9 protein-coding genes are annotated in these 16793 nt (G+C 41.4%); 6 read left to right on the top strand and 3 right to left on the bottom strand.

The genetic code is table 11. The annotated features are described in order from the left end of the window. Positions 1–11: 11 nt before the first annotated feature. Entirely contained in the window at positions 12–1187 is a 1176-nt protein-coding gene (locus HC965_RS01505) for a DUF418 domain-containing protein (RefSeq protein WP_191029766.1), read from the top strand. A gap of 364 nt (positions 1188–1551) precedes the next feature. Here the strand turns inward: HC965_RS01505 and HC965_RS01500 are convergent, their stop codons facing one another. The 3 genes from HC965_RS01500 to HC965_RS01490 all read right to left on the bottom strand — a co-directional run bounded on the left by HC965_RS01500 (position 1552) and on the right by HC965_RS01490 (position 6780). Further along, positions 1552–3297: a phospho-sugar mutase gene (locus HC965_RS01500; RefSeq protein WP_191029765.1), complete on the bottom strand. Its 1746-nt coding sequence runs from the start codon at positions 3295–3297 to the stop codon at positions 1552–1554. Positions 3298–3462: 165 nt separating this feature from the next. Next, positions 3463–5100, bottom strand: coding sequence for a C69 family dipeptidase (locus HC965_RS01495; RefSeq protein ID WP_191029764.1), 1638 nt, complete (start codon positions 5098–5100; stop codon positions 3463–3465). Positions 5101–5124: 24 nt separating this feature from the next. Beyond that, complete coding sequence (locus HC965_RS01490) at positions 5125–6780, bottom strand: M23 family metallopeptidase (protein WP_191029763.1); 1656 nt, start codon at positions 6778–6780, stop codon at positions 5125–5127. A gap of 196 nt (positions 6781–6976) precedes the next feature. On the opposite strand from HC965_RS01490, the gene HC965_RS01485 reads away from it, so the two are divergent. The 5 genes from HC965_RS01485 (at position 6977) to ald (ending at position 16698) form a co-directional block, all read left to right on the top strand. Next, positions 6977–9610: a zinc-dependent metalloprotease gene (locus HC965_RS01485; RefSeq protein ID WP_191029762.1), complete on the top strand. Its 2634-nt coding sequence runs from the start codon at positions 6977–6979 to the stop codon at positions 9608–9610. Positions 9611–9643: 33 nt separating this feature from the next. Then, on the top strand, positions 9644–12994 hold the full coding sequence (locus HC965_RS01480; protein ID WP_191029761.1) for a SusC/RagA family TonB-linked outer membrane protein: 3351 nt from the start codon (positions 9644–9646) through the stop codon (positions 12992–12994). Between the two features lie 21 nt (positions 12995–13015). Next, entirely contained in the window at positions 13016–14350 is a 1335-nt protein-coding gene (locus tag HC965_RS01475; protein WP_370539959.1) for a RagB/SusD family nutrient uptake outer membrane protein, read from the top strand. 430 nt (positions 14351–14780) lie between these two features. Further along, positions 14781–15464 carry a WG repeat-containing protein gene (locus HC965_RS01470; protein WP_191029759.1) on the top strand — a complete coding sequence of 228 codons (684 nt, stop codon included), beginning with the start codon at positions 14781–14783 and terminating at the stop codon, positions 15462–15464. A gap of 127 nt (positions 15465–15591) precedes the next feature. Beyond that, a complete protein-coding gene (gene ald / locus HC965_RS01465; RefSeq protein ID WP_191029758.1) occupies positions 15592–16698 on the top strand; it encodes an alanine dehydrogenase in 1107 nt (368 codons plus the stop codon). Positions 16699–16793 lie beyond the last annotated feature (95 nt).

The raw sequence follows: 16793 nt of genomic DNA, 5'->3' as shown, positions 1-16793 counted from the left end.
TTAATAACACCATGGAATTATCAACGAAAACACCACGAATTGAGGTAGTAGACGCTCTTAGAGGTTTTGCCGTTATGGCAATCCTCCTGGTACACAACCTGGAGCATTTTATTTTCCCGGTTTATCCGGAGAATTCTCCCGAATGGCTAACCATTTTAGACAATGGAGTGCTCAATGCAGTATTCTCTCTGTTTGCGGGAAAATCTTATGCCATATTCGCTCTGCTCTTTGGATTTACTTTCTATATTCAATCGCATAATCAGAAGCTGAAAGGAAAAGATTTCGGTTATCGTTTTTTATGGAGAATGGTTTTACTGGTTGGATTCGCAACACTGAACGCAGCCTTTTTCCCGGCAGGAGATGTACTTCTTCTATTTGCAATAGTCGCCCTCGTATTGTTTATCGTACGCAAATGGAGCGACAAGGCCATTTTGATTACCGCTATCATATTCCTGTTGCAACCTATTGAATGGTATCACTACATTGCGAGTCTTTTCAATCCTGCCTATACGCTACCCGACTTGCAAGTCGGAGCCATGTATGCCGAAGTAGCCGAATACACGAAAGGTGGAAACTTTTGGGACTTCTTTATAGGTAATATCACATTAGGACAGAAAGCCAGTCTGCTTTGGGCTGTTGGTGCCGGACGTTTCTTACAAACAGCCGGACTATTCCTGGTTGGTTTATATATCGGACGCAAAGAATTATTCGTTACTACCGAATCTCATCTGAAATTTTGGATAAAAGCACTTATCATTGCAGCTATCAGTTTCGCTCCGCTCTACTCGCTGAAAGAACAGATTATGCAAAGTGACAGTAGCCTGATTCAGAACACAGTAGGTACAGCTTTTGATATGTGGCAAAAATTTGCATTTACTATTGTATTGGTGGCTTCTTTCATCCTGCTTTATCAGAAAGACAAGTTCAAGAAAGCTGTTTCCAATTTACGCTTTTACGGAAAGATGAGTTTGACAAACTACATCTCCCAGTCTATCTTGGGAGCTATCATCTATTTCCCGTTCGGATTCTACCTGGCCCCTTATTGTGGATACAGTCTTAGTTTATTAATCGGTATCATCCTTCTCATATTGCAAGTGCAGTTCTGTAAATGGTGGTTGTCCAAACACAAACAAGGACCACTGGAAACGATATGGCATAAATGGACTTGGATAGGAAGCAAGAAATAACGGAAAGGTACTTATCAAATAAAGAAAGCAGGCTACGAAATACACTCAAACTACAAACGAACAACTTATGAATATGAAACTGAACGTATCACTCTAAAGCATCAACAAAACATGTGTATCCGTAGCCTGCCTGTTGAAATTGAGATGATGCCAATACAACAAGATTTCCCTAAGAATGATTAGAAAGTGTACTTAAAGAATGCAAAGGAATCGAAAGTTCTGTACTAAACCGGGCTAAATGCCCAAAAACAGGGGAAATCAAGGCGATACACAGATAAAAAGAAGCGCCTCTATACTCTTCAAAAAGATTATAGAGGCGCTATTTTATTATCGTTCTATTCTGAAACTATCAGAAGAAACTGAATCAGATACCCAATGACTTCTTCACTGCTTCAATCTTTTCCATTGCAGCAGACTCGGCAGAAGCAAAACAGTTGCGGCAACCCATTTCACCCTGAACTTCCATATAGAACTTAATCTTAGGCTCTGTTCCTGAAGGACGAACTGAAACTTTGCTGCCATCTTCTGTGAAATACTGAAGAACATTAGACGGTTCAGGCATATCAATTGCAGTTACATTTCCCTTGTCATCTGTTTGTTTCAGAGTTTGATAGTCTTTGCTCAAGATTACTTTAGAGCCACCTAATTCTTTCGGCGGGTTAGCGCGGAAGTTTTCCATCATCGCTTTGATTTCTTCGGCACCGCTCTTACCCGGTTTCACTACGTTGACTGTGAATTCCTTAGAGAATCCGTATTCTACATAGATATCGAGCAGTAGTTGATACAGTGACTTACCGTTATCTTTTGCCCATGCAGCAACTTCAGCAATCAAGCAGCAAGCTGATACGGCATCTTTATCACGAACGAAGTCTTCGGCAAGGAATCCGTAGCTTTCTTCACCGCCACCGATATACTTCTTCTGACCTTCACGCAGACGGATTTCACGTGCAATCCATTTGAATCCGGTATAGCAGTCGAGCATTTCGATGTTATTCTTATCAGCAATCTTCTTGATAAGTTCAGTAGTAACGATTGTCTTCACACAGAACTCATTGCCTTTAATCTTACCCAGTTGTTTATATTGAGTCAGGATATAGTAAAGGTACATCATACAAGTCTGGTTACCGTTGATAAGTACCCATTCGCCCTTATCATCCTTGCAAGCGATACCTACACGGTCAGCATCCGGGTCGGAAGCCATTACCAGTTCGGCATCAATTTCCTTGGCCAGGTTCACAGCCATAGAAAGCGCTTCCGCGTTTTCTGGATTCGGAGATACAACAGTCGGGAAGTTACCATCTTTAACCATCTGTTCGGGCACAGTGAATACGTTTTCAAATCCCCACATCTTCAATGCACGAGGAATCAACATCATACCTGTTCCGTGAATCGGAGTATAAACAATCTTCATATCCTTGTGACGTGCGATAGCTTCCGGATCGATAGAAACTGTTTTCACCATATCCAGATAAATCTTGTCGATGTCTTCACCGATAATCTGAATCAAATCAGGATTACCCTGGAATTTGATGTCGGCAGCAGAAGCAATAGCGTTTACTTCGTCGATGATACCTTTATCATGCGGCGCCAATACCTGTGCGCCATCATCCCAATATGCCTTGTAACCGTTATATTCTTTCGGATTGTGGGAAGCAGTCAGGATAATACCGCTTTGGCAACCGAGATGGCGGATAGCGAAAGATATTTCCGGAGTCGGACGCATATCATCGAACAGATATACCTTGATGCCGTTAGCCGAGAAGATATTAGCAGAAGATTCTGCAAACAGACGGCTGTTGTTACGACAGTCGTGACCCACTACTACAGAAATCTGCGGCAGGTCTTTGAAGTTCTTTTTCAGATAGTTGGAAAGTCCCTGAGTGGCAGCACCTACCGTATAGATATTCATACGATTGCTACCTACACCCATGATACCACGCAAACCGCCTGTACCAAATTCGAGATCTTTGTAGAAAGCTTCAATTAATTCGGTTTTATCATCGTTTTCCAACATGCGTTTCACTTCAGCCTGAGTTTCAGCATCGTAAGCCGGGGTCAGCCATTTTTCGGCTTTTTCAGTGACCTGTTTGATTAGTTCCTGATTTTCCATTTCGATTGTTATTTATATGGTTAATGAATTATTTATTGCCATTTTCTTGAGCACACAAATGTAAAATAATAAGTTTATAATTCCTAGTTATTCAATTGAAAATTGAGAATTGAAAATTAAAAAATAATTGATTGCCGTTATTTCTCAATTTTCAATTCTCAATTCTTATTTTACCAAATATCTGTCTCCGGTCTGTTTGACATATTCCTGCAAGAATTCCTTCGGATAACCGGGACGAAGCACTCCGGCAGGTTGTCCGATAGAATTACGCTCAAACTGTCCGTCTTTCACACGTTTCACTACTCCGTCGTTATACTTCACAATCAGGAAAGTGCCTAATTGTTTCCATGTATCGAAGGTGCTTTGGGCAGTCATGTTGGTATAGTTGGTCAGGAAATCAATTGCAGCATTTTTATCTTTTTCCAACAGTTTGGCCGCCATATCTTCAATACCTTGCTGCGCATTGTTAAAGGTAGTTTCCATTTCCTTCTGCGCTTCACGCACATCACCGATCATCAAGTCATAACGCGGATAAACCATATTAGACACCCAGTTGAAAATCCAGAAAGCTGAATTCCATGAGAAAGTAATATAATCGGCTCCGTCCACACGTGTGTAACATACCGGCGCTTTAGTGGCACAACAATAAACAGGAGTAAATACCGCCATATTCGCATCGTCCACACAAAACCAAAGTACACCGCCTATCGGGTCCGGCATATTAGCCCGCATTTGTGCAACAAATACAAAACCGCTTTGTTGAGTAGAAATAGGACGTTCATTGAAATATTCCTGTCCGTCGACCTTGAAATTCAAAGGAGAAAGACGGTACGGTATTTTATAAGGGCCTGCTCCGAAATCATTGGAGATGTCAAGCGGAGTTCCTTCATAATGGTCGCGCATCATATCTTTTACATCTTGCACAGACAGCTTATGTTTCGGTTTTACGAAAAGAGGCATAGGGGTATCTGTTTTTCCTTCAATATAAGGAAGATACTCATTTCCGTTGTCCGTGTATTTATTGAAATAGCTCCATACACGGGCTTCACAGAAGCGGCGTGCACCAAAATCAAGGGGAGCGTAAGCAAGCGAAAAACTAAAATCCTTGTTCACTCCGTTGAAGTAACCTTTCTCACGCGCAAAAGAGACAACATCGGGAGAATACATACAATTTTCCTTGTCGTTCATATCAAAATGATGAATACGGGACTGGTTGGCGTGAGCCGAAATACAATCATCCGGTACACGTACGGCTACCCAGACAGCTCCGCGGATACCGGGACCTTTACCAATCATTTCCATAATCCATATTTCGTTCGGATCGGCAATGGTGAAAGATTCTCCTCCGCTATAATAACCGTATTGCTGCACCAGTTCAGTCATTATTTTAATGGCTTCACGGGCAGTACGCGAACGTTGCAAGCCGATATAAATCAAACTACCGTAATCAATAATTCCAGTAGAATCCGCCAGTTCGGGACGTCCGCCGAAAGTTGTTTCACCAATTGTAACCTGATATTCATTCATATTCCCGGTCACATTGTAAGTCTGACGTGCCTGTTCGATTTCTCCCAAGTACTTACCGGTATCCCATTCATACACTTTCAGCATGGTTCCTTTCGGATAAGTAGCTGCCGGATAATGATACAGTTCTCCAAACAAGCCGTACGAGTCGGCAGAATAGGAAACGATGGTCGAGCCATCGGTGGAAGCGTTCTTACCGACTATCAGATTCGTACAGGCGAAAGTATTCGCCACAGCCGCCACCAGTATGGCAGCACACAGAAAAATTCTTCTCTTCATAAATATATGATTCACTTTTAATAATTACCAAATAAAAGTCTCACGAGCTACCGTTTCATTCCCGCAATGATCGGTTACTGTAAATTCAACGGTATGCTTACCACCTTTCTTTACATGTTTCGGGTCAAGTTTACATTCCCAATAGGATTTCACGATATTAGGACGCCCGAAGAGCGCGTATTTTCCGTCAATCGTTCCCCGATAAGAAGCAATACCCGCTCCCTCGTCTTTCAACCGATAGACAATCTTTCCATTCTTTCCCCACAGATTCTTATTGACAGGGATAATTTCGGGCGGTATCGTATCAATAGCGACAGTGAAAGTTCCCAATTCACGGACAGATGCTTTCATGTAGCCGTCTTCGTACTTTCCGCCTACGCTATATTTTCCACCTTTCGGAGTCACGCGGGCTATATAATATTTTGTAGTATCAGCTACCGGCTTTCTACGCAGACCGATACGAAGCTCGCAACCTGAATGAAGCGGAATGGATTTATCATTTATCTGATAAGTAAATGCCACTGCTCCACTGTCGGCTTTCACCTGATAATTAAGAGGAACATCGTCATATAACATTCCTTTCGGAATGATCAGGCTCAATCCCGGCTCTTGCAGATAATTCGTCTTATCCCAGGCAAAGAAATATTTCTCCCGATGGTTCAAAGGTTCAATCGGCTGCTTCCGTCCACGCACGGTAAAGTTATATTTGGAAGTATTTCCGAAGGCATCTTTTAAGGTATACAGGAACTGATAATCCCGTTCTTCATCAATCGTCACCAAACCACGATTATCATTCGATGCTTTCAACAGACGTAAAGTATTTCCGGGATCAATGAAAGATTTCATATATTGCCCGTACGTCCATGAGTTTATCATCCGGTTTTCTTCCTGAGAAAAACGATCTACCGTGCTGCGGAATACTTCATTTCCGTCTACTGTGAGGACAACCGAATATACTCCATAATGATTGTTGACTCCATCCATGTAATCATATGCCTTGATGCCTGTGCCTATCACACCCCATGCTTCCACCGGATGTTCACTGTTCGGAAGTATAGTCTTAGTCTGCTGTTTCCCATCCACTACACCTTTGCCCGGTTGCGGAAAAAATAGAATGCCATCGGCTTTTGGAGCACGAGTATCTTTTATCTTTGACTGAAAGAAAGGCATTGGATCGATATAATCTCCCGATTCTGTTTCGAATACATCCAGGTGAAGATGCGGACCGAATGAATATCCGGTATTTCCGCTCCATGCAATCTGTTGACCGCTTTTCACCGGATATTCATCCGGTTCGGGAATAATTTCCACTTCCCAGTTTTCATTCTCGTATTGAAGTTTTTCCACTCTTTCGGCAATGGGAGAAGTAAAACCGTTCAAGTGGCGGTTGATAGTAGAATAGCCATTATGATAACAAACATCGAGTACATATCCCGAGCCATTGGTGACACGGATACGTGAAATATACCCGTCAGCAAGAGCGCGTACAGGCTTGCCTATCACTCCGCCGGTTTTAAAATCCAGCCCACCGTGAAAGTGGTTGGAACGGATTTCTCCGAAATTTCCGCTCAATGTAAGAGGAAAATCAAAAGGGGGGACAAAGGACGCTTGCTTTTTTTCTTGTCCATAAACTCCGACACAGCAAGCCAGCATCAAAGCAGTGATATATTGTTTTATCATTCCATTCACTTTTTTACTCCCCGCAAATGTACACTATTCCAACTAAATTACGAAATATCCGAGGAGAATGATGTCCGAAGAATCTAGTTAATATTTCTTTTAATTATTAGATTCATTGCAAATATGTATCCATTATGTTATTTATATTGGTACTTTTGTGTCCGTTTTTTAAATATAATTAAATATATAGGACTCAATGAGAATGTATGTAAAAGTAATGGCAGCGGTCATTGCATGTATATTGCTGGGTGGTGAAGCGCACTCGGCATTTGCAACTGCCCCCGCTACAGAAAATCTGAGTTGGTTTAAAAAGAAAAAGAAGAAACCAGAAGAAAAAGAAGAGAAGAGTAAAAGCGACTACGAAAAATTAGTGGAAGACAGCAAAACAACGAAAGGTATGTTTGCCGTACATCAAAAGAAGAATGATTATTATTTTGAAGTTCCCACATCACTTTTAGGACGCGATTTATTAGTTGTCAATAAGCTGCAAAGAGTTCCTGCCGAACTGAATGATGCAGGTGTAAACCGTGGAGTAAATTATGAAAATCAGATGGTTTGCATGGAATGGGACAAGGCAAGCGGCAAACTGATGTTCCGCCAACAACGTCCATTGCCGTTGGCTCCCCAAAATGATGCTATCTTCCGCTCAGTAAAGGATAACTTTATCTCTCCACTGATTGCCGCATTCAAAATCGAAGCGATCAACGCAGATTCTACTGCATTGGTAATCAAGGTGAATGATATTTATGATGGAACGGAAACCAGTATCAACAATGTATTTACCAATATTAACCTGGGTACTTCGGCCATCAAGAACTTATCACGTATCTTGTCTATCAAATCTTTCTCAAACAACGTCGTGGCAACTTCCGAGCTGACTACCAGGGTGACAGAAGGAACTACAACTGTGTACGTGACGGTGGAAGTCAGTTCTTCTATCCTTCTATTGCCTGAAACACCTATGATGGGACGTTTCGACAATCAGAAAGTCGGATACTTCACCAATCCGCTATTGACTTTCAGCGATGCACAACAAAGAACGGATAAAACGCAGTATATCACGCGTTGGCGCATGGAGCCTAAACCGGAAGACCGGGAAGCTTACCTGAAAGGTCAGATTGTGGAACCTGCCAAACCTATCATTTTCTACATTGATAATTCGACTCCTTATCAATGGCGTTCGTACATCAAGAAAGGAATCGAGGACTGGCAAGCCGCTTTCGAAAAAGCCGGTTTCAAGAATGCAATTATCGCAAAAGAAATCATTGACAGTATGCATGTAGACATGGATGATGTCAATTACTCCGTGCTGACTTATGCTGCTTCGGAAAAGAAGAATGCTATGGGGCCTTCCTTATTAGATCCGCGTTCGGGCGAAATACTGGAAGCGGATATTATGTGGTGGCACAATGTACTGTCCATGGTACGCGAATGGATTACAGTGCAGACCGGAACTGTTTGTCCGGAAGCCCGCAATGTGCAGTTGCCCGATGCTTTGATGGGTGATGCCATTCGTTTCGTAGCCTGCCACGAAGTGGGGCACTCTTTAGGATTGCGTCATAATATGATGGGGTCATGGGCTTTCCCTACAGATTCATTACGTTCTGAAGCTTTTACCAGCAAAATGAATTCTACTGCTTCGTCCATTATGGATTACGCGCGTTTCAATTATATCGCCCAGCCGGGAGACGGTGTGAAAGTGCTTTCTCCGCATATCGGTCCTTATGATATGTTTGCTATTGAATATGGTTATCGTTGGTATGGTAAGAGCACTCCCGAAGAAGAAAAAGAACTCTTATTCGATTTCCTGAGTAAACATACAGACCGTCTTTATAAATACAGCGAAGCGCAGGATGTACGTGACGCTGTAGACCCGCGTGCTCAGAATGAGGACTTAGGTGACGATCCGGTTCGTTCTTCTTTATTTGGTATCGAGAACCTGAAACGTATTGTTCCGCAAATTCTTCAATGGACTACAACGGGAGAAAAGGGACAGACTTACGAAGAAGCATCCCGCCTCTACTACGCTGTTATCAACCAGTGGAATAACTATCTATATCATGTACTTGCCAACATCGGTGGTATCTACATCGAAAATACGACCGTGGGAGATGGCGTCAAGACTTACACATTCGTAGAAAAAGAGAAGCAACAGGCTTCACTGAAATTCTTGCTGAATGAAGTATTGACTTATCCAAAATGGTTGTTTGATACGGAAGTAGGAGAATATACTTACTTGCTCCGCAATACTCCAATCGGTCAACAGGAGAACGCTCCTACTCAAATACTTAAGAATGCCCAGGCTTATATCCTTTGGGATTTGCTTGGCAACACCCGCCTGATACGTATGATAGAGAATGAATCTGTCAACGGAAAGAAAGCCTTTACAGTAGTGGAACTGATGGACGGACTTCACAAAAATATCTTCGGTGTTACCGAACGTGGTGGTATCCCCAATGTGATGGAGCGTTCTTTGCAAAAGAATTTCCTGGATGCATTACTTACCGCTGCCGCAGAACCCGAAGCCGTGAAAATCAACAAGAAGATTGCAAACGAGCATTTCTTGCTTGACCATGCCACTCCTTTCTGTAGCTGCTATGCAGCCGAACAACGTGCGCTTCGTCAGGAAGACCGGATGGGCGCTCCGCGTGTACTCAACTTCTACGGCAGCCAGCTCAACCGTATTTCAGATGCCATTTCTGTGAAACGTGGTGAGTTATTACGCATCAAGAAGTTGTTGCAGAATCGTCTTGGAACTTCCGACACTGCTACACGCTACCACTATGAAGATATGATTTTACGTATTAATACAGCTTTGGGAATCAAGTAAAACAAACCTATTAATTAAACTATCTTACAATTAATGAGAATCAAATTTTTGTGCATTATTATATGCTTATTTGTGAACGCACTGGCTTTCGCCAGTGCTGCTAACCGTACTATTACCGGAGTTGTTATTTCCGGTGAAGATAATGAACCTCTGATCGGTGCTTCCGTTTATGTCCATGCGGACGATTTGAAAAAAGCCGGAGCATCACAAACTTCTTTGGGTACTATCACTGACATTGATGGTAAATTCTCTATTTCCGTGCCGGAAAAAGTAACTCGTATTCATTGTAGCTATATCGGTTTTGAAGAACAAGCAATTGCATTGCAAGGAGATAAAAAGAGTTATCGAATTGTACTTCAACCTTCAGCACATGCACTAGCGGATGTGGTAGTTACGGGTTATCAGACATTGGAACGTAGAAAATTAACTGCTGCTATTTCAAAAGTTGAATTATCAGACGCAATGGTAGGTGCTGCCAAAAGTATCGATCAGGCACTGACCGGACAAATTGCGGGCGTAGCGGTCACCAATACTTCGGGTGCTCCGGGAGCTCCCGCACGTATTCGTATTCGTGGTACTGCCTCACTAAATGGAACACAAGACCCGCTATGGGTATTGGATGGAATGCCTTTGGAAGGAACTGATATCCCTAAGATGGATTCTAACTCTTCGGACAATGACATTGTCAATATCGGACAATCTTCCATTGCCGGATTAAGTCCAAATGACATAGAAAGCATCACAATCCTAAAAGATGCTGCAGCTACTGCTATTTACGGTGCTCGTGCTGCTAATGGAGTAATTGTAGTAACCACAAAAAGAGGAAGAACAGGAAAACCTATTATCAACTTCAATACCAAATTGACATATGCACCCAATTTGGATACTTCCCGGCTAAATCTGATGAATTCAGAAGAAAAGGTAGACTTGGAACTTCAGCTTATGAAAGAAGCTCCATTCTATAAATGGGGTATATATCCAGTACCTGTTTTTGCTGAAAAAGGAAGTGTAGCCGCTATTTTAAAAAAACATGATCTAGTAGACATATATAAAGACAAAGGTTGGGATGGATTAACGCCTGAAGCTCAAAATGCAATCAACCAACTGAAAACTATTAATACAGACTGGAATGATATATTATTTAGAGATGCTTTTACACAAGAATATAATTTCAGTATTTCCGGTGGTGGCGAAAAGGTGACCTATTACAATTCACTTGGCTATACAAAAGAAAACGGAAATGTACCGGGAGTAAGCATGAGCCGTTTTAATCTGACAAGCAAAACTTCCTACCAAATCAATAAACTACTTAAAATTGGTATCTCTATCTTCGCCAACCGACGTAAAAACGAAACTTTTGTTACTGACGCCTACGGTCTTACAAATCCCGTATACTATTCACGTATCGCCAATCCATATTTCGATCCATTCGATAAAGATGGCAATTATTTATATGACTATGACGTTGTCACCGGAAGCGTTACTGATGTAGATCAAGGTTTTAACATATTTGAAGAACGTGAGAACACCAGTAAAGAATCAATTACTACTGCCATTAACTCTATATTCGATGCCGAATTACGTTTTAATGACCAATGGAAAATCACTTCACAAATAGGTGTACAATGGGACCAATTATCCCAAGAAGAGTATGCGGGAAACAACACTTTCAACATGCGCCATCAACGCGTTGAATCAAAATACTGGAGCGAAAGCCAAAAGAAGAATGTATATCTTATTCCTGAAGGCGGTATGCTGAAAACCGCCAATTCCGTAACCTCACAAATTACTTGGAAAGTTCAAGGAGAATATAAAAATACATTCAATGATATACATGATATACAAATAATGGCAGGATCAGAAATCCGTAAAAACTGGTTGGAGAACCAATCATCCACCGGATATGGATATGACCCTAAAACATTAACTTTTAAAGAGCTAATATTTAGAGATGAAAAACAAGCTGAAAGTTATAAATTAAAGAGCAAAAGCTACAAAGAAAATGCATTTGCATCTTTCTTTGCAAATGGTTCATATACCTTAATGAATCGCTATACTTTGGGCGGAAGTATTCGTATGGACGGTTCAGATCTTTTCGGAGTAGACAAGAAATATCGTTATCTGCCTATTTATTCTGTTAGCGGAATGTGGCGTCTTTCCAATGAATCATTTGTCAACCAATTTAAATGGATAGATAATCTTGCCCTTCGCCTTTCTTATGGCTTACAAGGAAATATTGACAAGAATACTTCACCCTTTTTAGTAGGCACCTATAAAAATATAAGTATTTTACCTGGATTCAATGAAGAGATAATCTCCATTGATAGTGCACCAAACAACAAATTACGTTGGGAAAAAACAACGTCCTACAATATAGGATTGGATTTCTCAGTTTTGAATCAAGCAATAAACTTAGGCGTAGATTACTACTACAGAAAAGGAACAGACCTGATAGGAAACAAAATGCTACCATTAGAAAATGGATTTACCAGTATGACTGTCAACTGGGCAAGTATGGAAAATAAAGGTATAGAAATAAACTTGCAGACACGCAACATAACAACCAAGAATTTCTCATGGTATACATCGTTCAATTTTGCCTATAATCAAAACAAAGTATTGAAAGTGATGACCAATAAAGATCAAGTAACTCCCAGTCTTGAAGGATATGCCGTAGGCGCAATTTTTGCACTAAAAACCAAAGGAATAAATAAGGATACAGGACAGATTTATCTTGAAAATAAAGATGGTAAAGAAGTTACAGTAGAAGATCTTTTCCAAATGAAGGATAAAGAAGACGGAGAAGGTACGTATAGTATCGGCCCAAGTATAGAAGAACAGAGAGATTTCTATAGTTATGCCGGAACGTCAGACGCTCCTTACACTGGCGGTTTTATGAACACATTCAACTACCGGAATTGGGAACTAAATATAAATTTCTCCTACAACTTAGGAGCGCATGTGCGTACTTCGCCTACATACGACATAACCGACTTGGATCCGGGACGCAACATGAACAGAGACATTTTGGATAGATGGACACCAAACAATACAAATGGTAAATTCCCTGCATTAGCAACTCCCAATTACAATCCAGCAGATTACTATCTGTTTAATTCACGAAGAGATGTGTATAAATCGCTGGATATATGGGTAAAGAAGTTAAGTTATGTACGTTTACAAAACATACGTCTTGCCTATCGCATACCTTCCGATTGGTTACATAAAATAAGCCTTAGTGGAGCTACTGTCGGCTTGGAAGCCCGTAACTTATTTGTATTCGGTTCCAGCTACAAAAATTATATGGACCCGGAATCAATGGGTAACCTGTATTCAACCCCAGTTCCCAAGTCTGTGACATTCAACCTGAGCCTTAATTTTTAAAAATAAAGAAAGAGTATGAATATAATAAAGAAAATAAATATAGTTTGTGCTTTAACAGGGGGGATTTTGTTATCCTCCTGCGATAGCTATCTGGACATACAGCCTGTAGGAAAAGTTATACCAAATACATTATCCGAATATAGGGCATTACTTACATCAGCATATGGCACCAAGCTCAACGATAGAGGTGTTACTGAATTCCGCACAGACATTGCGAAAGTCACTTCAGGAGCTACCGCACAAAACTACTATGCGGATATTGAACAATGGAATGATATAAATTCTAAAGATGGTACACGAGAGTTTTTTTGGGGCCCTTATTATAGCGTCATTTATTACGCCAATGCTGTAATAAGCAAAAAGGAAGAAATAACAGAAGGAAGTCAAGAAGATATTGACCAACTTGTAGGAGAAGCCTACCTGTTAAGAGGGTATATACATTTCCTACTTGTCAACCTCTATGGACAACCATATACAAAAAGCGGAGCACCTGATACCAAATCCATACCCTTGAAATGGAATTTGGACTTAGAGGAAACTCCATCGCGAAACACTGTAAAAGAAGTATATGATGCTATTCTATCTGATATTCAAACTGCTCGTGGACTCATACACCAAAAAGAATGGGAGACTAAATATTCCTATCGTTTCTCTACATTGTCCGTAGACGCAATGGAATCTCGCGTACGATTATATATGGGTGATTGGGAAAATTCCTATGATGCTTCCAAGCGTGTATTAACAGAAAAATCTACACTAGAGAATCTGAACAACAGTGAGTCCAAACTCCCAAATAACTTTAGTTCAGTAGAAATGATCACAGCTTATGAGAATATTTATACCGATGACGCATCTTCGGCATCCTTGTTATCACCATTTTTCCTAAAAGAATATGAAGATAATAAGGATATGAGGCGAAGCAGATATTATACAATAAATGATGATGGAGATTACGTCTCTTCCAAAAGTGGCGCAGCACAATTCAACTGCACTTTCCGCACAGGAGAAATCTATCTAAATGCAGCTGAAGCTGCCGCGCATCTAAACAAATTGCCTGAAGCTCGTAAACTGCTGCTAAAACTTATGGAAAACCGATATACTCCAACAGGCTATATACAAAAAGAAAATGTAATTAATTCTATGACACAGGATGTATTAATTACGGAGATTCTAAAAGAACGTGCACGTGAGCTTGCATTCGAAGGGCATCGATGGTTTGATTTACGTCGTACTACTCGTCCACGTATTGAAAAAGAACTGAACGGTAACACATATGTCTTGGCAGAGGACGATGCACGTTATACATTACGCATCCCTCAGGCAGCTATTGATGCTAACCCCGGATTATTAAATTAAGAACATATATCACACTCTTAATCATTTATTATCACCATAACTCCCCTTGCATCCTCATTTGCAAGGGGAGTTTTATTATTCTCCCCCGTCACTCATCCTGCATTTTCTTCCGCACCTCCCATTCATTCTTAAATCTTTATCCCCAAACGCATTGTCATTTACCAGGAAAATAATATCTTTGTAGCGACTTATTACGATAAATAACGTAGAAGCGTTTAGAATATTATCTCTATTCAGAATCTGGTAAATTCATCAACGGTGAGATAATGACAACTAAGCGTTCACGTCTTTGTTATACACAAGGGCGTGGACTCTGTTGGTCATTCGCCGTTGGGCTTACCAGAGCCTTGAATAGGATGCACTGACGACGTCCACGCTTCTTTTGTATATATGTGGTATCAGGGCGCTTACCACCACACACAATCAAGAAATGAGCAATACTATTACAAAGCTCCTGACTTCTTTTTTAGCTTATGGGATAGCTAATAAGAAAAAGCGTTTCTCGGCAATCGGTCGTTTCTCGGAAGGGTTAGCTCCGGCCAAAGGTAAAATTCAATGGGGGTACATCAACAAAGGATATGATATTGTCATTCCTTTAAAGTATGAACGAGCCTTTTCTTTCAAAAAAGGATTAGCGATGGTAGTACTCAATTCGCAATATGGATACATTGATTGCACGGGACAAATACAGATTCCTCTAAAATTCTCGGCAGCCCACTCATTCGAAGAAGAATGTGCACGGGTATGTAACGATGGATTATGGGGACTGATTGACAGACAAGGAAACTACATTCTTCCGCCGACTTACAATCAGATAGAGCAATTTACGGAAGGACTAGCCCTCGTCTCACTACATAATAAGGTAGGATTTATCAACATGAAAGGCGAAGTCGTCATTCCACTGGAATATGACAACGGCTGCTCTTTCTCAGAAGGACTGGCTGCCGTCTGCATCGAAAGCCAATCGTCCAAATGGGGATATATAAACAAAAACAATAAGGAAGTACTTCCTTTTAAATATGATATTGCAGAACCCTTTTATAGCAATATAGCACGAGTGGGTCTCTATGGAAAAAGCATGAAAATCAACAAACAGGGCAGTGAATGTCTGTAAACAACCACTCTACGCATCAATTCATCTCAACAAGCGACATTCTGTTCTAAAACATCCCCTTACGAATAACAACGTAAGGGGATTATTCGTACATTGGAGCCTGTTAAAACCCTAAACATGTAACATTATGATCATCGGAGTACCCAAAGAAATTAAGAACAATGAGAACCGGGTAGGTATGACACCGTCCGGAGTAGCCGAAGTTGTGAAGCGAGGGCATCGAGTATATATCCAGCATACAGCAGGAATAAATAGCGGCTTTCCGGATGAAGCATATCAGGCTGTCGGTGCACAGATTCTGCCAACGATAGAAGATGTCTATGCTATCGCCGACATGATTGTTAAAGTAAAGGAGCCGATCGCTCCCGAATATAAACTCATCAAAAAAGAACAATTACTATTTACTTATTTCCACTTTGCTTCCGACAGAGATCTGACACTCGCCATGCTTGCCAACAAATCCGTTTGCCTGGCCTACGAAACTGTAGAGAAGACCGATCAGTCATTACCTCTGCTGGTTCCCATGAGCGAAGTAGCCGGACGAATGTCTATTCAGGAAGGCGCCCGTTTCCTTGAGAAGCCGCAAGGTGGTAAAGGAATCCTTCTAGGCGGCGTACCGGGTGTGAAACCTGCCAAAGTATTAATTTTAGGTGGTGGAATCGTAGGCAGTCATGCTGCACAAATGGCTGCCGGGATGGGAGCAGACGTAACCATCGCAGATATAAACCTGGCTCGACTACGTTATCTAAGCGAAACACTGCCCAAGAACGTAAAAACATTATACGCATCTGAATTAAGAATAAGGAAAGAATTACCGGATGTTGACCTGGTTATCGGTTCCGTACTGATACCCGGTGACAAAGCGCCGCATCTGATTACCAAAGAAATGCTTTCAATGATGCAGCCCGGCACGGTACTGGTAGATGTGGCAATCGATCAGGGCGGATGTTTTGAAACGTCGCACCCAACTACGCATAGCGCGCCGACTTATGTTGTAGACGGCATCGTACATTATGCGGTAGCCAATATTCCGGGAGCTGTTCCTTATACCTCTACACTGGCACTGACCAACGCTACCCTGCCCTATGTCATAGCCCTGGCAAACAAAGGTTGGAAGAAAGCATGTAAAGATGATCCGGCATTGGCACTCGGACTGAACATAGTGGAAGGAAAAATCGTCTATAAAGCCATAGCCGATGTATTCGGTTTAAAATACGACTCTATCAACCTATAATAAATTGGGTATTTAGGGGCGTAGCGCCCCGGCAAGGTTTCCATGCGGAATGTTAGTCTTTTTAGGCGCGGATTACACGGATTACACTGTTGCTT

The organism is Bacteroides sp. GM023, assembly GCF_014750685.1.
GTDB lineage: Bacteria > Bacteroidota > Bacteroidia > Bacteroidales > Bacteroidaceae > Bacteroides.
This window is presented reverse-complemented; position numbering and strand designations above follow the sequence as displayed.